The organism is Anoxybacillus sp. FSL W8-0104 (genome assembly GCF_038004465.1).
GTDB classification, from domain to species: Bacteria; Bacillota; Bacilli; order Bacillales; family Anoxybacillaceae; genus Anoxybacillus; species Anoxybacillus flavithermus_G.
In genome coordinates, this window is the sequence record NZ_JBBOQU010000001.1 from 677,918 (window position 1) to 699,501 (window position 21,584).

General features: G+C 41.0%; 16 protein-coding genes and 6 pseudogenes. 15 read left to right on the plus strand and 7 right to left on the minus strand.

What is annotated here, in order from left to right:
• The first annotated feature begins 21 nt into the window (after positions 1 to 21).
• From NST18_RS03700 to NST18_RS03710, 3 genes are read left to right on the plus strand one after another with little or no spacing between them, the layout of a single operon-like run.
• Positions 22 to 273, plus strand: a complete 252-nt coding sequence (locus NST18_RS03700) for a FeoA family protein (RefSeq protein WP_004891660.1) — start codon at positions 22 to 24, stop codon at positions 271 to 273.
• Positions 266 to 1,000: a FeoB small GTPase domain-containing protein gene (locus tag NST18_RS03705; RefSeq protein ID WP_004891658.1), complete on the plus strand. Its 735-nt coding sequence runs from the start codon at positions 266 to 268 to the stop codon at positions 998 to 1,000. The genes NST18_RS03700 and NST18_RS03705 overlap by 8 nt, the downstream gene beginning before the upstream one ends.
• A 7-nt stretch (positions 1,001 to 1,007) precedes the next feature.
• A complete protein-coding gene (locus NST18_RS03710; RefSeq protein WP_413432305.1) occupies positions 1,008 to 2,363 on the plus strand; it encodes a nucleoside recognition domain-containing protein in 1,356 nt (451 codons plus the stop codon).
• A 44-nt stretch (positions 2,364 to 2,407) separates the two neighbouring features.
• Here NST18_RS03710 and NST18_RS03715 read toward each other — a convergent pair whose 3' ends face one another.
• The 5 genes and pseudogenes from NST18_RS03715 to NST18_RS03735 form a co-directional block, all read right to left on the minus strand.
• On the minus strand, positions 2,408 to 3,025 hold the full coding sequence (locus NST18_RS03715; protein WP_004891652.1) for a histidine phosphatase family protein: 618 nt from the start codon (positions 3,023 to 3,025) through the stop codon (positions 2,408 to 2,410).
• A gap of 39 nt (positions 3,026 to 3,064) precedes the next feature.
• Positions 3,065 to 4,787, minus strand: a pseudogene (locus NST18_RS03720) (putative bifunctional diguanylate cyclase/phosphodiesterase); the annotation flags it as partial.
• Between the two features lie 352 nt (positions 4,788 to 5,139).
• Positions 5,140 to 5,262: pseudogene (locus NST18_RS03725) on the minus strand (oxidoreductase); the annotation flags it as partial.
• A 15-nt stretch (positions 5,263 to 5,277) separates the two neighbouring features.
• Positions 5,278 to 6,234 (minus strand): cation diffusion facilitator family transporter, encoded by a 957-nt coding sequence (locus tag NST18_RS03730; RefSeq protein WP_004891650.1) that lies wholly within the window; start codon positions 6,232 to 6,234, stop codon positions 5,278 to 5,280.
• 14 nt (positions 6,235 to 6,248) lie between these two features.
• Positions 6,249 to 6,557: an ArsR/SmtB family transcription factor gene (locus tag NST18_RS03735; protein WP_004891647.1), complete on the minus strand. Its 309-nt coding sequence runs from the start codon at positions 6,555 to 6,557 to the stop codon at positions 6,249 to 6,251.
• 150 nt (positions 6,558 to 6,707) lie between these two features.
• Between NST18_RS03735 and NST18_RS03740 the strand changes: the two are divergent.
• The 5 genes and pseudogenes from NST18_RS03740 to NST18_RS15150 all read left to right on the plus strand — a co-directional run bounded on the left by NST18_RS03740 (position 6,708) and on the right by NST18_RS15150 (position 11,285).
• Positions 6,708 to 7,603 (plus strand): annotated as a pseudogene (locus tag NST18_RS03740) (cation diffusion facilitator family transporter).
• Between the two features lie 252 nt (positions 7,604 to 7,855).
• Positions 7,856 to 8,986, plus strand: a pseudogene (locus NST18_RS03745) (IS1380 family transposase); the annotation flags it as partial.
• 479 nt (positions 8,987 to 9,465) lie between these two features.
• Entirely contained in the window at positions 9,466 to 10,371 is a 906-nt protein-coding gene (locus tag NST18_RS03750; protein ID WP_004891643.1) for an Rpn family recombination-promoting nuclease/putative transposase, read from the plus strand.
• Between the two features lie 402 nt (positions 10,372 to 10,773).
• Complete coding sequence (locus NST18_RS03755) at positions 10,774 to 11,091, plus strand: hypothetical protein (RefSeq protein WP_013146668.1); 318 nt, start codon at positions 10,774 to 10,776, stop codon at positions 11,089 to 11,091.
• A 131-nt stretch (positions 11,092 to 11,222) separates the two neighbouring features.
• Positions 11,223 to 11,285 (plus strand): DUF7667 family protein, encoded by a 63-nt coding sequence (locus tag NST18_RS15150; protein ID WP_420867691.1) that lies wholly within the window; start codon positions 11,223 to 11,225, stop codon positions 11,283 to 11,285.
• A 377-nt stretch (positions 11,286 to 11,662) separates the two neighbouring features.
• On the opposite strand, the pseudogene NST18_RS03765 reads toward NST18_RS15150, so the two are convergent.
• Positions 11,663 to 12,214, minus strand: a pseudogene (locus NST18_RS03765) (MFS transporter); the annotation flags it as partial.
• Between the two features lie 42 nt (positions 12,215 to 12,256).
• Here NST18_RS03765 and NST18_RS03770 point away from each other — a divergent pair.
• A pseudogene (locus NST18_RS03770) lies at positions 12,257 to 12,789 on the plus strand (IS256 family transposase); the annotation flags it as partial.
• Positions 12,790 to 13,084: 295 nt separating this feature from the next.
• Here NST18_RS03770 and NST18_RS03775 read toward each other — a convergent pair.
• Complete coding sequence (locus NST18_RS03775; protein ID WP_155116435.1) at positions 13,085 to 13,240, minus strand: hypothetical protein; 156 nt, start codon at positions 13,238 to 13,240, stop codon at positions 13,085 to 13,087.
• 423 nt (positions 13,241 to 13,663) lie between these two features.
• Between NST18_RS03775 and NST18_RS03780 the strand changes: the two genes are divergently transcribed.
• The 6 genes from NST18_RS03780 (at position 13,664) to NST18_RS03805 (ending at position 21,467) form a co-directional block, all read left to right on the plus strand.
• On the plus strand, positions 13,664 to 14,788 hold the full coding sequence (locus tag NST18_RS03780; protein ID WP_340721240.1) for an IS4 family transposase: 1,125 nt from the start codon (positions 13,664 to 13,666) through the stop codon (positions 14,786 to 14,788).
• A 433-nt stretch (positions 14,789 to 15,221) separates the two neighbouring features.
• Entirely contained in the window at positions 15,222 to 16,403 is a 1,182-nt protein-coding gene (locus NST18_RS03785; RefSeq protein WP_088223288.1) for an IS701 family transposase, read from the plus strand.
• Between the two features lie 431 nt (positions 16,404 to 16,834).
• Positions 16,835 to 18,310, plus strand: a complete 1,476-nt coding sequence (locus tag NST18_RS03790) for a SpaH/EbpB family LPXTG-anchored major pilin (protein WP_004891590.1) — start codon at positions 16,835 to 16,837, stop codon at positions 18,308 to 18,310.
• A gap of 42 nt (positions 18,311 to 18,352) precedes the next feature.
• Positions 18,353 to 19,204 carry a class C sortase gene (locus NST18_RS03795; protein ID WP_064214012.1) on the plus strand — a complete coding sequence of 284 codons (852 nt, stop codon included), beginning with the start codon at positions 18,353 to 18,355 and terminating at the stop codon, positions 19,202 to 19,204.
• 36 nt (positions 19,205 to 19,240) lie between these two features.
• Entirely contained in the window at positions 19,241 to 20,206 is a 966-nt protein-coding gene (locus NST18_RS03800; protein ID WP_004891586.1) for a Cna B-type domain-containing protein, read from the plus strand.
• A 94-nt stretch (positions 20,207 to 20,300) separates the two neighbouring features.
• On the plus strand, positions 20,301 to 21,467 hold the full coding sequence (locus NST18_RS03805) for an IS256 family transposase (protein ID WP_340721241.1): 1,167 nt from the start codon (positions 20,301 to 20,303) through the stop codon (positions 21,465 to 21,467).
• Positions 21,468 to 21,584 lie beyond the last annotated feature (117 nt).

Below are 21,584 nucleotides of genomic sequence, written 5' to 3' on the forward strand. Positions count from 1 at the left end.
GTTAATAGGAGGGAAACTGTTATGACTCAAGCAAAACTCGAACGTTTATGTGATGCTCAACCAGGAGAACGTTTTCGTATCACAAAGATTAATATAGAAGGAACAATGAAGCGGAGACTGCTTGATTTAGGGTTTGTGCCCGGCTGTGAAGTAACAGTCTTGCAAAAAAGTCCGTTAGGTGACCCAACGGCTTATCGTGTCAGCCATACGACCATTGCTTTAAGAAAGGAAGAAAGTTCTAATATTTACGGGGAGAGGATCGGCAATGAATAATCGTGAATATACGATTGCACTCGCAGGAAATCCAAATACAGGAAAAAGTACGTTATTTAACGTGTTAACGGGCTTGCGGCAACATACAGGAAACTGGCCGGGGAAAACGGTCGTTCACGCCGAAGGCTTTTTCACCTATAAAGATGAACAATATCGAATCATCGATCTTCCCGGAACGTATTCGTTATACTCTAACTCCGTGGACGAAGAAGTGGCGCGGGATTTTATCATTTTTGCCAAGCCTGATGTTACGCTCGTCGTGTTGGATGCAACGGCGCTGGAGCGAAATTTGAATTTAGCGTTGCAAGTATTAGAAATGACCGACCGTGTCATCGTCTGCCTCAACTTAATGGACGAAGCGAAAAAGAAAGGAATTGTCATTGATATCGCTAAACTTTCCAAAAAACTAGGCGTTCCGGTTGTACCGCTTGCGGCGCGTAATAAAGAAGGCATCGAGGAATTGCTCGAAACAATCGTCCGGATGGTTCATGGGGAAATCAAAACAAAACCGATCGTTGTTTCATACAGTCGCGCGATCGAAGAAAAGATCACCAAACTTCTCCCGCTTGTTAAAGAAATTGTCGGGGAGGAATATCCGGCGCGCTGGGTTGCGCTTCGTTTATTAGACGGAGATACGTCATTGCTTCACGCCTTGCAGCATCAGCCGCATCATTTGTTAAAGGGGGTGCCGAACTATGCGTGCCACTGTTCCGCTAAATCCATTTGATGAATTGATGGATTATGCGAAAAGTTTATCGGACGGCGATACAAGGGAACAAATTGTTTCCGCTATTTTCCAAACATCAAGAGACATTTGCAAAGAAACTATTACGTACACAAAACGTGAAAAGCTGCATGAAACCGAAAAGCTCGATCGTATTTTTACTTCAAAAATCTGGGGATTCCCTATTATGCTCGCCATGCTTGCCGTCGTTATTTATATCACAATCGCTGGCGCAAACGTTCCTTCTTCGCTGCTCGCTGAATTTTTCGGATGGTTTGAAGGATATATAACGCTTGCTTTTGAGAAAATGCATGCCCCAGAGTGGCTGCACGGAATTCTCGTGCTAGGATTGTACCGTGGCACAACGTGGGTCGTGAGCGTCATGTTGCCGCCGATGGCGATTTTCTTCCCGATTTTTGCTTTGCTCGAAAACTACGGATATCTTCCACGCGTTGCTTTTAACATGGACCGGTTATTTAAAAAGTCAGGAGCGCACGGAAAGCAGTCGCTGACGATGGCGATGGGGTTCGGCTGCAACGCTGCGGCGATCATGTCCACAAGAATTATCGAGTCGCCACGTGAACGAATGCTGGCCATTTTAACGAACAACTTTGTCCCTTGCAACGGCAGATGGCCGACGTTAATTTTGCTTGCTTCATTATTTATGGCAGCTGGCTATACAGGTGGCTGGAAGACGTTGATGACAGCAAGTGTGGTCGTCGCGATGGTCGTATTTGGAATCGTCGTCACCCTCACCGTTTCCTGGGTGTTATCCAAAACCGCGTTACGCGGCATGCCGACCCATTATACGCTCGAACTTCCGCCATACCGGCGGCCAAAAATATGGGATACGATTGTTCGCTCCACATTGGATAAATCCATTTGCGTCTTAAAGCGGGCTGTAACAGTCGCTGCTCCAGCTGGCGTGTTGACATGGGTGTTAGCTAACATTCATATCGGTGATACAACAGTCCTTGCTTATGTCGCCCATTTGCTTGATCCGTTTGCCCGCCAGTTAGGACTCGACGGCTACATTTTGATGGCGTTCATTTTAGGGCTCCCTGCCAATGAAATTGTGCTTCCGATTTTATTGATGGGGTATTTATCGACAGGAGCGTTAACCGAAGTTGATGGGCTTCATTCTCTGAAACAAATTTTCCTCGACCACGGCTGGACATGGCTGACGGCGTTAAATATGATGCTGTTTTCGTTGCTTCACTATCCGTGCGGGACAACACTCATCAATATTTATAAAGAAACGAAAAGCAAAAAATGGACGTTTGTGGCGTTCGCACTTCCAACAGGTATTGCGATTGCCGTAACGTTTACAACCGCCCATATCGTACAGTGGCTAGGGCTCCTTTAATGAACATCCCGCTTCCTTAGTTAAAAGGCAAGCGGGATATTTTGTTATACCTCTTTCACTTCCTCTAAATGCGACACATCTGCTTCTACAAGCAACTCCAATCGCCCGTCTTTCACTCGAACGGTTGTAAGACTCGCACCATGCATAAACGGCCGAGCCCAAAGTTCTTCCAGCGGGGCTTGTTTCAGACGAGTCACGATCGTTTTTAAGACAACTCCGTGCGTTACAATTACAATATTGCCGGAACGGTACTCATTGATGATGTCAGTTAATGCAGCAAACGCCCGATTTTGCACGTCACTAAATCGTTCCCCTCGCTTCGGGGCGTACAAGTGCGGCTCATTCCAAAAATGGTGAAACAAAATGGGGTCGAACCGCTGAATTTCGTCATGCGTTTTTCCTTCCCAATCCCCGAGATGGATTTCCCGCAATCTTTCCTCTTGATAAATCGGAATCAACCGCTCCCCACGGATGATCTTTGCTGTATCAAGCGCCCGTCCGCTTGTGCTCGCATAAATTGCTGTCAAATCGACTTCCTCTAACCTTTTCCTAAGCCGGCGCGCATCTTCCCTGCCTTTTTCCGTCAGCGGCGAATCTTGCCAACCTTGCATGCGCTTCTCTATATTCCACTCCGTTTCCCCATGTCTTGTCAAATATAGCATAAGCACGCTAGTCCCCCCTTGTAACATACCCTCTCACCATTACGTGTTAGAGGGCATGTTTGCTCGGTTATATTGCTCAAGCCATTGCTTTAACTTTTCCGCTTCGAGCGATTTGCTGAAATAAAAGCCTTGGGCAAAATCACAGTGCATTTGTTGAAGGAGAGATAATTGGTGATTCGTTTCGACCCCTTCTGCAAGTACTTGAATATCAAGGCTTTTCGCTAAATGAATAATCGTATCGACAATCGTTGCATCTTTTGAATTTTCAACAATCCCTTGAATAAAGCTGCGGTCAATTTTTAACATCGACACCGGCAAATTACGGATATAGGCAAGCGATGAAAAACCGGTACCGAAGTCATCGATCGCCACTTGCACACCGATGTTTTTCAACTCCGTTAAAATATGCCTGCCTGTTTCGATATTTTCCATCAATCCGCTTTCTGTCACTTCTAAAATTAAATGCTCCGGCGCAAAGCCAGTTTCGTTCAATATGTAAATGACATGACCGACCAGTTCTTTTCGATTCAACAAAAATGGAGATAAATTTACCGCTAATTTTAACTGCGGAAAATGGACTTGCCACTCCTTTACTTGCCGGCATGCCTGCTCTAATACCCACAAGGTAATTTCAAAAATAAATCCGCTTTTTTCTGCAAGTGGAATAAATTCAAGCGGCGGAATTTCTCCAAGTTTCGGATGCCGCCAGCGAAGCAACGTTTCTACCCCCATCGCAGAGCCGCTTCCTAATTCGATTTTCGGCTGATAACATAAATAAAATTGTTCACGCATAATTGCAAACGGAAGATCACGCTTAATCACCGCCGCCTGGTTTTGAACGGGCTGGTAAAAATAATAGCCGTTTTTTCCGCGATCTTTCACATAGTAAAGTGCTTGATCGGCATATTTCATCAGTTGTTCTTGGTCGTCCGCATCACTCGGAAAAAACGCAATGCCGATCGAAAGCGTCGATTGAATCATTTGTTTTTCGTAACGGAACGGCTGGTGAAACGCCTGAATCAACCGCTCCGCTAACTCGGACACTTTTTCTTTTGTTGCATTCGTCAACAATAGCACAAATTCATCTCCGCCAATTCGCGCAAAAAAAATCATCAGCACGCAACACCGCTTGAACCCGCTTCACCGCCTCTTTTAAAAAATAATCTCCCGCCTGGTGCGAAAAATGATCATTAATCCATTTGAACTTATCAAAATCCAAATAGCATAAGGCAAACGTCGTCTGCGCTTCAACAAGCTGACGTATATATTTTTCAAAATAACTGCGATTGGCAATGCCAGTTAACGAATCAAAATAAGCGAGCTGATGCAATTTTTCTTCATATTTTTTGCGCTCACTAATATTTTTCGCCGTAACAACAATGTAATCAAGCTGATCGTCCTCATTTAAAATCGCTTTTCCATGAGCTTCCATCCATACCCATTCGCCTTGTTGGTTGAGTCTACGAAATTCTACGGTTTGTTGCTCGTTCGTTCCATATAACATTTGTAATTTTTCTTGCAAAAGCAACACATCTTCCGGATGTACGTAACGAAACAAATCGTTCTTCAAGCATTCTTCTCGAACGATACCGAACGTGTTTTCAAAAGAAGGAGAAATATACGTTACTTTTCCTTCATTAGAAAGAATTAAAATGTAGTCGGATGAATGTTCAGCGATGATCCGAAACCATTTTTCGCTTTCTTGCAGCGCCGCTTCCATCTGCTTTTGTTCTGTTCGATCGCGTAATACGCATAAAATAGCGCAAACGTTTTCTAAGCGAACAGTGCCAGGCACTGTTCGTAATTGGTTTGTACTAAATATTTTGCATAAAGGAAACTTTTAGGGTAAAAAAAATTGCTCCTACACTTAGAATTAGATATATGTAAGAGCAAAGAAAATGTTGCCTAAATAAATTGTACCTCCGAAAGAATTTTAGTCAAGGGAAACTTTTATTACTTATTAGTTCTTAGGCTCTCTAAAATATTGAACAAGGTACTGACCTTGTTCAAACCATTTAATAATATTTGAAACTTATGTTTGAATGAATACTCTCCCACTTACGTTAAGCTTAGAAGGGCTATAAAAAGTTCTAACCATAACATTGCCATCACCTTCAATGGTTTAAAAAATCATTTATCAAATACTCTGCATCGGCACCCACTCCTCCAATAAGAGCGGATCCTCTTCGATACTGCCACGGCAATCCTAAGAAATATAATCCTTGTACAGAATCAACCAGCTCCGAAGAGGGTTAGATTCTCATTTCCCCGTGATGGATTTGAGAGGTTTCAATTTGAATGGTTGTATGCTGAATTTTAAAGTGTTCCTCAATAAAATGGATCGCTTCTTGTAAAACCTTTTGGCTGTCTTGATGATCTTCAATCAAAATATGGCAACTTAATGAGTCCAACCCTGAAGTAATTGTCCAAATATGAAGGTCGTGAACGTCAATCACTCCTTCAATACTTTCTAAGGCTTTTTTCACTTCATTTTGGTCAATGGTAATAGGCGTTCCTTCCATCAAAATATGAACCGTATGTTTAATAACTCCCCAAGCACCTTTCAAAATTAATAAAGCAACCAAAACTGAAATAATGGGGTCTGCAATATACCAACCAAAGAGCCACATAACGAGTCCTGCAACAATGGCTCCAACAGAACCTAAAGCATCTCCGATAACGTGAAGATAGGCACTACGAAGATTGACATTATTTTTAACATCACCTTTTCTCATTAACGCCCAGGCGCTTAAAAGGTTGGCAAAAAGTCCAATGAATGCAATCAGCATCATAGAACCGCTAGCTACAGTTGGCGGGTTGTAAAAACGCTGAATAGCTTCCCATACGATAAATCCAGCGATAACAAACAAGGTAACTCCATTAAATAAAGCGGCTAAGATTTCAAAACGATAAAAGCCATACGTTTTATTGGGGGAAGCTGGTTTGGTTGCAAACCAAATTGCAACTAAGCTAAGAATAAGTGAACTGGCATCACTAAGCATATGACCAGAGTCAGAAAGAAGGGCTAGGCTGTTTGTGATTAAACCTCCGAAAAACTCTAACAACATAATTCCAGAGGTGATGAGAAGGGCAATCGTAAGCCCCTTTTTATTACCTTCTCTGCCGAAGTCGTGGTGATGATGTCCGTGACCGTGATGATGGTGATGACCGTGGTGATCGTGAGAATGATGGTGATGATGATTATGCATTGTAAAACGCCTCCTTAATGATGTTCAGAATGGTCAATGGCTTGTTTTAATAATGAAATAACGTGTTCGTCATCGCAGGAGTAAAATAGTGTTTTTCCTTCACGGCGATACTTAACCAGTCTCAGATTTCGTAACATACTAAGTTGGTGGGAAACAGCTGATTGAGACATTTCCAATACTTCTGCAATGTGATCTACATTGCACTCTTCTTGCGATAACAAATAAAGAATTTTGATTCTTGTTGGATCGGCTAATACCTTAAATATTTGCGATACATTTTCAATGGTTTCAGATTTTAAGAAAGAATGGTCTTCGGTTTTCATTATGATTTCCCTCACTTTATTTATTATATATGAGCATATGTTCATATGTATGTAATAATATTTTAAATTCAGTTTTTTGTCAAGTTTAGGAAATGTTTTTTAATGAAAATGGGTGATTTAGCTCATAATGAATGAGAGGAGGCTGATGATATGGGAGACAATCATAATCATTCCCACGTATCAGATAACAAAAAGGGATTAATGATCGCTCTTCTTATTACTTCGGGGATAACGGTTTTGGAGTTCTTTGGTGGACTGTTTACGAATAGCCTAGCATTACTATCGGACGCAGGGCATATGTTAAGCGATATTGGCTCTCTAGCTTTGAGCTTGTTTGCTATGTGGTTCGCCGCAAGACCCCCTTCTCCACGAAAAACATACGGTTTTTACCGATTTGAAATACTGGCAGCTATGTTGAATGGACTTCTCTTATTCGTCATTGCGGGATTTATTTCTTACGAAGCTTATAAACGTTTTTTTGAACCTCCAACAGTCGCAAGTGGTACAATGATGCTCATTGCTACCATTGGATTGTTGGCAAACATCACCAGCGCATTTATTTTGACAAAAAAAGTGATACCAAAGAAAATGTAAATGTGCGAAGTGCCTATTTGCATATCATTTCTGATGCATTAGGTGCGATTGGGGCAATTGTGGCAGGGATTGTAATGTACTTTTTCGGCTGGTATGTGGCTGACCCCATCATCAGTGTTGTCGTGTCGCTATTAATCTTGAGAAGCGCTTGGGGTGTGGTAAGCAACTCCTTTCACATTCTTATGGAAGGAACGCCGATTACAATTGATATGGACAAAGTAAAGCAAACTCTTCAATCCATTGAGGGCGTAAAAGATGTTCACGATTTACACATCTGGACAATCACCTCTGGGTTGGATTCGCTCAGTTGCCATTTGCTCATTGATGATACCAAGGATAGTCAGGACATTTTGAAACAGTCCATCCAACGGATTGAAGAAGAATTTCACATCTTGCATACGACAATTCAAGTGGAAAAATCGGACTTACAACATACCGATTTAAGGGTATAAAAAGGACAGCAGTAAGCTGTCCTTTAAAATATAAGCACATCTATTGTAAATTCTTATTCAAATTCCCGTATGACGTTATCCTCAAGTTTTTTACAGAAAAAATAAGTAAAATGAAACCAATACAAAACCAATTATAGCCATTATAACACAGTATACCTGAATCCGTGACAAAACATCTTTACAATGGTCGCAAACCGTTGATACGATAAGGGAAAACGACGTTGACGACTCTTCATCAAGTAGGTGAATGTGATGAAAGATTTCCCGATTCGGTTTGTATTGACAGATGAAGCGATTACTCCAAGTGCTGGGCTTGCTCTCGTGGGCTACTTACTGCACCAAACGAAGCTGGATAAACGAGTAAACGCACTTCGGCTCCCAACGGTTCGTCGAGATGTGCACATTTCCCATAGCGACGTCATTCGCTCGATGATCGGCTTGCTTGCCACAGGAAAAACGGATTTTGATCATATCGAAGCGTATCGTCAGGACGATATCTTTTCGACATCAATGGGCATTCGGCACGTACCTTCCTCCCCAACGTTGCGACAGCGTCTCGATCAGCTCGCTTGTCTCCCGATGACCGAAACCATCATTTGGGAGGAATCGATGCGTCTGTTGGTTCGACAACACGCTACCTTGTCCGCTTGTTGGACGAAAGGGAAAACGACATGGCTTCCCCTTGATATAGATGCTTCCCCATTTGATAACTCCGATACGAAAAAAGAAGGAGTGAGTCGAACGTATAAAGGATTTGACGGTTTTACGCCGTTGTTTGCGTACGCAGGGAAGGAAGGGTATATCGTTCATGCCGAGCTGCGTCCAGGGAAACAACATGTACAAGACAACATGCCTTCGTTTTTAACTACCGCCATCCGTCGAGCTCGTCCGCTGACCTCGTCTCGTCTGCTTGTCCGCATGGATGCAGGGAACGATGCGGAAGCGAATGTGCACGTATGTCTAAAGGAAGACGTGGACTTTGTCATCAAGCGAAACTTACGCCGAGAATCGAAAGCGCTTTGGTTCCAGATCGCTTCGCAAAAGGGCAGACGCGTCGATGATGGACAAACAGAAGGAGTACAAACGTATGAGTTATGCCTTCCACAGACAGCAGCAATCGATGGACACACGTATACGTACGTTCAAGTCACCCAAGTGACGGAACGAACGATGGAACGAAATGGACAGCTGATGCTCGTTCCTGATTACGAAGTCGAAAGCTACTGGGTGCGCCTCGAAGGATACGAGCATGTTCGAATGAGTGATGTGCTCGCATTGTATCACGATCATGCGACATGCGAACAGTTTCATAGCGAACTGAAAAGCGACTTAGATTTAGAGCGACTTCCATCAGGGAAGATGAAAACGAATGCGCTCGTGTTAGGATCGGTGCCTGTCACCGCCCGAAGTATGTCGAAAAGCTCTGCGGAGAGAAATCTCTGCGGGGCTTTTCTTTTGTCTTCCCTTTCTTTGATTAAAAAGAAAAAAGGCAAAGCGACAATGGCTTTCCCCTGAAATGGATGTGGATGATATCTAGTCATCTGAGACTTTAATCAAAACTTCTTCTCTTTTCCGTTTTATTCGTTTCCAAAGATATGGTCCAGCGAAGAATAAACACTTTGTAACTATTCAGCCACATGATCAAGTGGGCTGAATTTAAACAGTTGGAATTTATTTTATCTTTTAATCACTCTCTCCCTTCAAAAATTAAATTTTCAACCTAAAAAACGGTTCATCCTCTCACTTTTTTACCCCATTTGTCATAAAAATTTTCCGCAAAATTCAATTTTCTACTTTTGCATTTCCCTTATTTCCCGATTTTAATCAAATTGTCCCTTATATTCTACGAAAGGATGATTTGTATGCAATACCTCGATTTAAAAATGGATTTTATGTTTAAACAACTGTTCGGCCACCCAAGTAGAAAGTCAATCACGATGGCGTTTTTAAATGCGTTGCTACATCGGACTGGAGATGATCGCATCATCGACGTACAGTTTGAAAACACCGAACTAACGAAAGAAACAGAAGACGGTAAGACTGGACGGTTAGATGTCATCGTTCGCACAAACCGCGGCGAGCGCATTCACGTTGAAATTCAAATCATCCCACAATACGGTATGCCCGAACGGCTATTGTATTACTGGGCAAGGTTGTTTTCATCTTCACTATCGAAAGGAGAACGGTACGACATTCTCCCTCCAACGATTATGATCGCCATCTTAAATTATCCCCTTTTCCCACATGAAACGGATCGCTTTCATACCGTTTTTCACATTCGTGAAGACGAGGAACAGTTTCTTTGGAGCCATCACCTTGAATTTCATGTACTCGACTTGTCACAATTTATGGTAAAATGGAAGAAATATCGGAGAGAAGTGAAACAGTCACCAGAATGGCCATGGCTAACGATGTTGTCGGCTGTCGATGGACGAACGAAAAAAATGGATGAAGAGATGTTTCGTGAATTGGAGGGAATAGCCATGACAGAACAAGACATTTTAGAAGCGCTAGAAGAATGGCAAAACTTAAGCGTCGACCCCGAAAACCGCTACGCATACGAAATGCGGCTGAAATGGCTCCTTGATCAACTCTCAAACATTCGCGGCAGTCGGGAAGAAGGATTGAAAAAAGGATTAGAACAAGGTCGAGAAGAAGGGAAAAATGAAACGATTCGAAAAATGGTCGAAAAAGGAATGAGTATAACAGACGTTGCCCATATTCTCGACATGACAGAGGAGGAAGTACGGGAGCGGTTGGGAGATTAGCGAACGGTGTCGGGTGCTGTTCAACTATGTTGTGTCCCTCTTTGTCCCACGTCAATGATGTTGCACAGGTGATTGGAGAGCGATCAGAAAATCGATTCGCTGTTCAAATACGTCCTAAATTAGCGAACGGTGCCAGGCACTGTTTAGCGAACAGTGCCTGGCACTGTTCGTAAGGACTACGGCAGTAAAAAGGTAGCAGATACTATCAGGGAATATGCCGATAATATTGCTGATACCTTGCGGACCATAGCTTCTTGGAAAGACCTTTCTATCCAAATCATTCAAGATCAAGTTAGCGGGGCGTTATATGATCTGGGAGTACCACTGAGTACAGCGAGACAGGTTGGTTGGGTCATTTCAAAATTCGTAGACTGGGTATTACTATAGTACAAGGAGGGTGCTATGAACGAGGAAAGAATCAAGGATCTTGAAGCAAAATTGAGTCTAGCCACCGACGCAATTACGTTACTCTTAGATATGGTGAACAAGGAGCACAAAAGCTTTGCGATTCTGGCCTTAGCCACTGGCTTTACTGCCGACGAGTTGGAACGCCTGGAAAAGCTGTTTTATCACGCTGGCAAATCACAGTGGGACAAGGACACATTTGTGGCAGAGTTCGAGAAGCAGCTTCCCAAAAGAAGTGCAATGTTGAGAAGCATTTTGGAAGGGCTAAAGTCAGATGGAAAGTTCGTATCGTTATGCGAGAAGTATTTGGATTGACAGAAAAAACCCGCCCATGTCGAGGCGGGTTTATTTTTCTTCAAAACATCCAAATCTTCACCAAACGATTCTGTCAATGTCAAGAGAGTATGGAGATCGCGAAACTCAAAAACCTGTCGCTACTGGCCAGCATGACCGGCGACGTTGAGTGGCAGCATGAGTTGTGCGCGAGGCTGGAGAAGTTGTCGGGATGAAAAAGGAGCCCTTCTCGCTTGATATTATCCCTCTAGTGTAGACAGTTGGGAAAATGCCCATACTGTCATGAAAAACACTGGAGGGATTTGTTTATGTTCGAGACCAAGCAAACACCGAAAGGGAAGACCACCTATTCCGTGGAGTTTAAATGGAGGGCTGTCCAGATGTACATCGAAGAAGGATGGGGATATAAGCGGATATGCCAAGAGTTATAGGGATTCCCTGCACGAAAACGATCAGACTTTGGGTAAAACGTTATCATGAACATGGTCGAAAAGGGCTCGAAGAACGGCGCGGGACATCCAAGTCTCCATTCAAGGGAAGACCCCGAAAAAAAGAGTGCAGTTTAGAGGAAGAGAATCGAAGACTGAAAGCTGAGGCGGAGGCGCAAATAGATCGCATACAGCGCCGGAATCGCCGCCAGCCATAACGCCGTCCGCCAGCCGTAAGCTGGTATGACGAAATACGAGATGAGCGCTGCCAATAGCCAACCGCCAGCCCAAAAGCTCTCGAGCAGCACGACAGCCCGGCCGCGATCCTTAGCTGGCACCGCTTCTGAGACGAGCGTTGACGCGACCGGCAGCTCGCCGCCAAGTCCCATGCCGATCAAAAAGCGGAGCGCCAAAAACGCCGCCAACGTCGTCGTCAGCGCCGACAGCCCACTGCCAAGCGAGAACAGCAACAATGTGAAAATAAAAACGTTTTTCCGCCCGATCCGGTCCGCAAGCAATCCGAACACGAGCGCCCCGACCGCCATGCCGATCGAGTTGACGCTGCCGATCCAGCCGACTTGTTCGGCTGTCAAGTTCCAGTCTTTTTGCAAGGCGGCCATCAAAAACGACAACATGCCGACATCCATCGCGTCAAACAGCCAACCGAGATCGGCAATGCCTAACAGCTTGCGCTGGGAAATCATCGGTTGATTCATGTGTATCCCCCTGTCATCAATATGGTGCCAGGCACTGTTCGTAAGGAAGTGCTTTTAGGCGTATTTGATGGTCTTCCGGGGCTGGAGGAAGCCTTTCGGGCGGTTTATCCGAAAGCTGACGTACAGCGTTGTGTCGTTCACAAAGTCCGTAACACCCTCAGCCGTGTTCGGAAAAAAGACCAATTCGAAATGGCGGAGGATCTCAAACTGATTTATCGCGCACCGAATAAGGGGATGGCGTTACAGATGTTGCGACAGTTTGAATCGAAATGGTCGAGCAAGTACCCGAGAGAAGTGCAATCTTGGGCCAATGAGTTGAATGTCCTCCTCACCTTTATGAATTATCCAAACAGTATTCGAAGTGTAATTTACACGACGAATGCCATCGAACGAACGATCAAGGAGATTCGAAACGTCTAAAGCCGATGAACAGTTTGAGCAGTTTAGAAACCGCTGAAAAAGTCGTGTATTTGACCATTCAAGATTTTAATGAGAAATGGGCAGGGCGAAAGTTACGAGGATTTGCCGAAGCGCATGAAGCCCTCGAGCGAATGTTTGAAGAACGTTATCATTAACCAAATAATGCAAATGACAAAGTAAGGGGATGCTCCCTTTCCGCACAGGAGACAGAATATTCTGTCTCCTGTGCGGAGGAAACCGACTCCTTATCCATTCTAAATCCATTCAGAGATACCCTATCTATCTTACATTACACAAAATTCCTGACGGTACCTAGTTCGGTCAAGTCCTGATTATTGTGTAAAATTTCGCTCTCGTTCCAACGAATTTAGGCCTTGGGAAAATTAAACAGCTTTTTGGCGTTTCTTTTTACACAAAAACTCGGACTTCATCGAATTATCAATCAGAACTTTAATCTCTTTTGTTCTTTTCATTTAAAATTTTATCTATTTTTTCAGTTAATCTAGAGCTATCTATAGCTCTTCTAACTGCTGTTTCAATTATTACATATAAAATTAACCCTGAAAGAAGACACCAAAATATTAGTAACCCCAAAGATACTTTCACAATCTTCCCCCCAAAACAGATGTTTATCATATTATAACACATAGTTATATTTTTCCTCTTAATAAAACATATCCTACTTTTTGTCTATTTTATTTTAAATTTGGATCTTCATCGAAAGTTGTACTATTCTTTGGTTAAGAAATAGTAAACCTCATTATCTTTTTGCGGATAATGAGGTTTATTGTTTTTAGCTAATAGAATTTTTTGATGTAGCTAATTAAATGAACTACCTGGTAAATATTAGGTGGATTTTTTACATCCAATTCTTTTTTTGTTTTTCATTCAAATCACTAGTGTCGCATTAAAATAATTTAACACCTTTAAATAAACCGAATTTTCTGAAATATAATCCAAACACAAAAAAATCCTTTATAATGGTTGGGTGGTAGTAAACCATCCAAATCCAATACAAAGGACAAAACCATGGATAAGTTTACACGAAAAACATCATTTGAACAATGGTTTTCACCGATTAATCGTCCATTATTTGACGACCTAGTGAAAACACATCAATTAAATCACTATACCAAGAAACTTTATATGGCTTCATTTATGAAACTGCTTTTGTATGCCCAACTCCATGAAACCGAGAGTTTACGGGCGTTGAGTGACGCTGTCTTTTTAGAAGAATTACAACGAGCAACGGGATTGGAATCGATTAGTTTTTCACAGTTAGGGAGACGAATCAATACCATCCCAACTGAGTTCTTTCAAACGATTTTTCTCGATTTAGTGGCACAAATTCATCGGAAAACCAATTTCCAAACAAGAAGAAAAGTGACAACGCCTTTGAAAATCATTGATTCGAGTACATTACCGCTTAATTTGACCAATCATAAGTGGGCAGAGTTTCGAAAGACAAAATCAGGAGTAAAGCTTCACTTACGACTTGTTTTTATGGAAAAAGGACTCTCCTATCCAGATAAAGCCGTACTCACGAATGCCAACGAACATGATCGTGGTCAACTAGAAGTATTCGCGGATGACAAAGAATGCATGTACGTGTTTGATCGTGGTTACTTGGATTATAGGCGCTTTGATCAAATGACGGAAGATGGCTATTTCTTTGTGACCCGTTTGCGTAAAAACGCTGTTGTCCGAGTGTTAGAATCCTTTTCGTTACCAGAAGATTCACCCGTATTCTCTGATGAAATGGTTGTCATTGGAACACCACAAAATCGTTCTGAAAACGTGTTTCGCTTACTCAAATTGCAAGATACAAAAGGAAATAAGCTTCATTTACTGACAAATCGGTTTGACATTGACGCAGATGAAATTGCAGAAATCTACCAATCACGTTGGGCAATCGAACTTTTTTTCAAATGGATGAAACAACATCTGAACATTAAAAAGTTTTTTGGTCACAGTGAACAAGCTGTACATAATCAAGTGTACGTAGCCATGATAGTGTACTGTCTGAATGTTTTAGCTCAGTTGAACACGAATAGCGAACGCAGTTACTTACAAATTAGTCGCTATTTGAAGGCTTCTTTGTGGAAATCCGCTCACATTTGGTTACGAAAAATCGAAGGAAACAGCGTCCCATAAAGGTTTGCCAGTCGTTGTTGCACAAGTCATAGGTTATAGTAAAAAAATGGATGTATACTACCCTCGCTTAGGTGTTTTCGTTTTTTCTCTAAAGTCCAGAAAAAATAAAACTGAAAATTCAGACATCATTTATGCGACGGTAGTGCATTCAAATAAATACTTGAATAATAAAAGAAATGGGGTATAATATATTCAAACGGAAATTTGAATATGAAAGGGGATAATGAATGAGTAAGAAAGATACATGTGAAACCCGTGGTGCTAGTTGAGCGCTAGCGCTCAACTAGCACCACGGGTAACAGTATTGAATTAGTAACTGTAGATGAGCAAATTCGCTAACATAAATTTACAACCAAACAAAAAAGGAGACATGAACCCGATTCCTTGGTTAAAATAGATGTGCCACAACTATCCACAAGGAGGTTCATGTCTCATGAATAGATTAGCACATCATCAAGGAATCCACAAGTTTTTCATAACGTTAGGGTTGGCGCTTTATTTCTCGAAACCTGTGATGAAGCATCTCGTTCATATCGTGGATGCGATGATTACAAAGGGCTTTTCGGGAACGCTGACCGATCTACATCATGGGAGTTTTCATCCGAACCATCGCACGACACTGAGCCATTTTTTCACGAAAAGCCCATGGGAGGAAGAGACGCTGCTTCGCAAACTCCAACAGTGGGTGCTTCATCGTGTCGAACGCAGCTCGAAACGAGAGAATCAACCCATTTTTGTTTCGATCGATGATACGATTTGCCAAAAAACGAAGCCCTCATCACGGGCAACGCACGCCATTCAAGGGTGTGATTGGCACTATTGTCACGCAGAGAAAAAATCGATTTGGGGACATTCTCTCGTTTGGCTCATGGTTCATACGATGACTCAAGCGTTTCCTTTTGCCTTTCGCCTCTACGACAAGACGGCGGGGAAAAGCAAAGGGGAACTCGCGATCGAGATGCTTTCTTCGTTGGATGTGAGTCGCCCCGTTTATGTGCTCATGGACTCTTGGTATCCATCGAAAACCCTCGTGGGAGCCTGCTTGAAAAAAGGGTTCCACGTCATCGCGATGCTGAAGACGAATCGGATTCTCTATCCAAAAGGGACGGCCATTCAAGCAAAAGAATTTGCCAAATCTATGGAGCCACGGGATACCCGCCTCGTCACGGTGGGAAAAGAGCGTTATCGGGTGTATCGCTACGAAGGCGCTCTGAACGGTCTCAAGGATGCCGTGGTGCTGCTCGCATGGAAAGCCGATCAGCCGATGACGCCGAAACATCTTCATTGCGTCTTGAGCACCGATCGCGAGCTAAGCGATGAAGAGATCTTGCGCTACTATGCTGCACGTTGGTCGATCGAATGTTTTTTCCGTCAAGCGAAAGACCAGCTGAAACTCGATGGATACCGCGTTCGCGGGCGTCGGGCGGTGAAACGGTATTGGATCTTGGTGCAACTTGCGTATATGTACAGCATGTTCGAGTCGAACAGTGATTTTTCGGATGGGCTCGATCTCCTGCGCAAGAGAAAAGGACATAGCCTCGTGGAGTTCATTTACCGTGCAGCGAAACAAAATATTCCCATTGATACCGTGAAAAAACAGCTCCACGTGGCATAAGGGGTACCCTGTTTGTCTCTTTTTAAATGGTAATTATTGTAACGAAAATTGCTCAACTACAGTTAGTAAGCGATTTATACGTAAACAAAAGTCTAAGATTATTGCCATTAAAAGTCTGATATTATTGACAGTGGTTCATCACCAAAAGATGTACTTGACTTTTAAAGACAAACATGATAGCAATGTTGCTCAAAGAGATGTGTGGTATAAAAAGGAAAAATGCTGTTTTGATTTTCTCTATCATAATCGTCTTTCTTTGTCAAGTACACTTTGTGGTGAAGAGCCTTGACAGTCAAAGTTAGAATTAAACCAAAAAATTTAAATGGAAGGAGGAGTTAAAAGACAATAATTAATGACAAATAAATCTATACGACATCAGTGTTTTATTACACAAATAAGAAACTAAAAATCAAGTCATAAGGAGGAAAAACATGACAAAAAAAATTAAAAGTTTACTAGGTATAATGATGGCACTAGCAATGATTCTATCAGCAGGCTTTGGAAGTTCAAAGGTATTAGCTGCTGGAGGTAATGGAGAAATTGAAGTAACAGGAACAACACAAGGTAAGAGTTATTCAATATATAAGATTTTTGACTTAACTCAAAGTGGAGAAAATGTTTCGTATACTATTGCAAAAGAATGGGAAGACTTTTTCACTAATGGTGCAGGTAAAGAATATATCGCTGATAAAAATAATGAACAAGGAAACCTAAATCCAATAGTAGTAAGCGGTGCTGTTAAGTATATAAATATAACCAACGAAAATATTGCTGACTTTGCAAAAGCTGCATTGGGTGAATTAAATAAGGAAAGTATAAAGAAAACTCAGACAAAAAAAGCATTAGGAGACTCGGTGACTTTTAGTGGATTAGAACTTGGTTACTATTTAGTACATCCAGAAGGAGCTACAGATAAAGCAGATGGCCAAAATTCAATTGTGTCTTTAACTTCAACAACTCCAAAAGCAGAAGTTAAAGTGAAAGCAACATATCCAACTGTAGAAAAGAAAGTGGATAAGCCAACAGCTGACATTGGACAAGAACTTACTTATACATTAACAAGTAAAGTTCCTGACACTACAGGATATAGTAAGTATACCTTTAAAATGAAAGATACATTATCAAAAGGGCTAACTTTTATTTCTAAACCTGAGGAAGTAACAGTAACAATTGGTAGTGACCCTATTGAAGAACATGTAACAAAAAAAATAAATGGGCAAGTCTTAGAAGTATCTTTTGATATGTTACAACTACAAGATAAAGTAGGTCAAACAATTACGATAACATATAAGGCAAAACTAAATAAAGATGCAGTGATTACAGATAAAGCTAATCCAAACGAAGTTACTCTTGAATATAGTAACGATCCAAAAGATCCTGAATCAACAGATACAACAAAAGATAATGAAAAAGTGTTTACAGCTAAAGTTATAGTAAATAAAGTTGATGGAAAAGACCAAAAAGCTTTAGAGGGTGCAAAATTCAAGTTAAAAAATGACCAAGGTAAATATTATAAAGTTGATGAGTCAACTAAAGAAGTAACTTGGGTTGACAAAGAAGAAGCAACAGAAGTTGAAACAAAAATCGGAACTGATGGAAAAGCAACTGCTTCTTTTGAAGGTTTAGCTGCTGGAACATATTATTTGGTAGAAACTAAAGCACCAGAAGGATATAACCTATTAACAGAAGAAAAAGTAGTAGAAATTAAAGTGACTAAAGAAAATGAAACTGTTACTGCTATTATAGATGGTCAAGCAACAGTTGAAAATAATTCAGGTGTAGAACTTCCAGGAGTTGGTGGTATGGGTACAACCCTATTTACAATTTTAGGTGGAGGAGTTATCTTAATCGCTCTATTTGGTCTTGCAAAAGGAAAAGTAAAAAAAGGAAAGGAGCTAAAAATTTAAGTAGAGGTGGACTTACCACCTCTACTTAAATAATAGTTAATTATGAAAAAAAGCAAATCAATTTTTTTTCGCCTTCTTTTATTAATAGGTTGTAGTATTTTCTTCTACCCTACTATTAGTGATTATGTCAATAGCATCACTCAATCCAGAGCGATTGTTGAATACCAAGAAGCACTAAGTCAGCTCGAAGGGATGGAGATAGAGAAAATAAAAGAAAAGGCGGATAAGTACAATCAAAATTTATTAAAGATAGAACATCCCTTATCCAACCCTCTTTCACTCAAAGGATATAAAGAAAACCTGGATCCTTTTAAAAACGGAATGATGGGAACGGTAATCATAGACAAAATAAATGTCAACTTACCTATTTACCATGGTGTCAACGAGGGGGTACTCCAAGTAGGAGTTGGACACCTTCCGGGATCTTCTTTACCGGTAGGAGGCAAAGGCACACATGCTGTAATTACAACTCATAGTGGACTGCCATCGGCTAAATTATTTACTGATTTAAATAAACTGAAAATAGGTGATGAATTTACCTTATCTGTCTTAGGGGATAATTTAACCTATAAAATAAATCAAATTATTACTGTTTTACCAAAAGAAGTAGAAGCCTTAAAAATTGAAGAAGATAAGGACTATGTAACCATGGTTACATGCACACCCTATGGAATAAATACTCATAGGCTTTTAGTAAGAGGAGAAAGAGTAATAAAAGATACAAATCATAAAGAAGCAAAAACTCTTGAAAAAGCAGAAAAAAGTATAAAAACACATCTAATTAAGATGATATTTTTCTTGATTGTATTCCTTATTATTCTATTTACTATTATAAAAGATTTAATATCTTTGATAATAAATAGGAAAAAGCATAAAAACCAAGATAAAAATTAAAAATTTGCTTAAAGCAAGATTTATTGGTGGTGAAAGATGAATAAAACTAAAAAAATCCTACCATTATTTCTTATGTGCTTAATATTAAGTCTTATTATATTTCCTTCAAAGATTTTAGCAAGTAGTGAGTTTGATGCAAACAAAGACGTTGAGTTTACTATCGACTATCAGAATGAAGGTAAAAGATTATCTAATGCGGAATTTGACATATATAAAGTGGCAGATGTTGATAAAGATTTAAACATTAAACTTACAGAGGAATTTAGTAAATATCCTGTGGATTTAACAAAATTAAATCAAGATGGTTGGAACGATTATGCTCTGACTCTTAAGGGATATGTACAAAGTGACGGGGTAAAACCCTTACAGACAGGAATAACTGATGCCAAAGGAATTTACAAAACAAAACTAAAAGCAGGCTTGTATCTTGTTATCGGTAAAAATCTAACTTTGGATAATTATATATATGAGTCTAGTCCTTTTCTAGTATTACTACCTAATGTCGAAAAAGAAACAGGAACATGGAATTATGATGTTATCTCAAAGCCAAAGACAACAAGAAATGAAAAAATCATAAAGGAAGTATCTAAAAAAGTCATTAAGATTTGGAAAGATAAAGGATTTGAAAACTTACGTCCTAAAGAAATAGAGATTGAACTATTAGGAAACGGGAAGCTAAGAGAGACCATAGTTTTAAGTGAAAAAAATAATTGGCAACACACATGGCATAAATTAGACGAAAGTGTTAATTGGACATTGGTAGAAAAAGGCGTGGATAAAGGAAAATATAAAGTATCTATAAGTGAAGAGGGGGATACTTTTATAGTTGAAAATACCTATATACCACCTAAAAGACCACCAAAAGAACCACCCAAAAAAACAAAAGAACCCTTGCCACAAACGGGTCAGTTATGGTGGCCGGTGTATACACTAGTTGGTCTCGGCTCAGTCATGATTGTGTTAGGCTTTATTCAAAATAGAAGAAAGAAGGATGATGTATAAAATTTTGTGTAAAGCATTTTGCTAGGCAAAAAGAAAAAAGGTAGGGTATTCTCTGATTTGAACCAAAAATCTTAGAGAAAGGAGTACCCTACCTATGTCTAAAAGTATACCGAATGTAGACTGGGCAAATCAACTGGAAAGTGTCATTCGTCAGTTTGTAAAGGAAAAATTAGAACTGATCATGCGGGAAGAAATCAAACATTTCCTCGAAATCGAACAGGCGGACACATCCAATATGAGAAACGGCTACTATCAACGAAATCTAGATACGCAATATGGCCGAATTGAAGGCCTTTTGGTCCCAAGGGATCGAAATGGGGAATTTCAAACGCAGCTGTTTGCCCCTTACCAACGTCATACTGGTTGGCTCGAGGAAGCCGTCATCAAAATGTATCAAAGTGGCATGAGTACGAGGGAAATTGGCAAGTTTATCGAACGAATTTTAGGAAATGCCTATTCTCCAACGACAATCAGTCGTATTACCGATGTAGTGAAGGAAGACATCGAGAAATGGCACAATCGTCCTCTACATCAGCGTTATTCGGTTTTATATTTGGATGGTTTATACGTAAAACTTCGTCGCGAAACCGTGGAGAAAGAAGTCATTTATGTGGTGTTAGGGGTGAACGAAGAAGGATATCGCGAAATTCTTGATTTCTTTGTGGGAGGACAAGAAAGCGCCTATGTATGGCAGGAAATCCTTCAACACCTCTATCAAAGAGGCGTCAAGGAAGTGCTTCTGGGCGTATTCGATGGACTACCGGGGTTGGAGGAAGCCTTTAAGGCGGTTTATCCGAAAGCCGATGTGCAGCGTTGTGTCGTTCACAAAGTCCGTAACACCCTCAGCCGTGTTCGGAAAAAAGATCAATTTGAAGTGGCAGAGGATCTCAAACTGATTTATCGCGCGCCGAATAAGGAGATGGCGTTACAAATGTTTCAACAGTTTGAGTCGAAATGGTCCAGCAAGTATCCGAGAGAAGTTCAATCTTGGGCCAATGAGTTGGATGTCCTCCTTACATTTATGGATTATCCAAGCAGTATTCGAAGTGTGATTTATACGACGAATGCCATTGAACGAACGATCAAGGAAATTCGGAAACGCCTAAAACCGATGAACAGTTTGAATAGTTTAGAAGCCACTGAAAAAATCGTGTATTTGACCATTCAAGATTTTAATGAGAAATGGGCAGGGCGAAAGTTAAGAGGATTTGCCGAAGCGCATGAAGCCCTCGAGCGAATGTTTGAAGAACGTTATCATTAACCAAATAATGTAAATAAACAAAATAAGGGGATTCTCCCTTTCCATACAAGAGGCTGAATATTCAGTCTCTTGTGTGGAGGAAACCAGTCTCCCCTCTATTCTAAATCTATTTCAGAG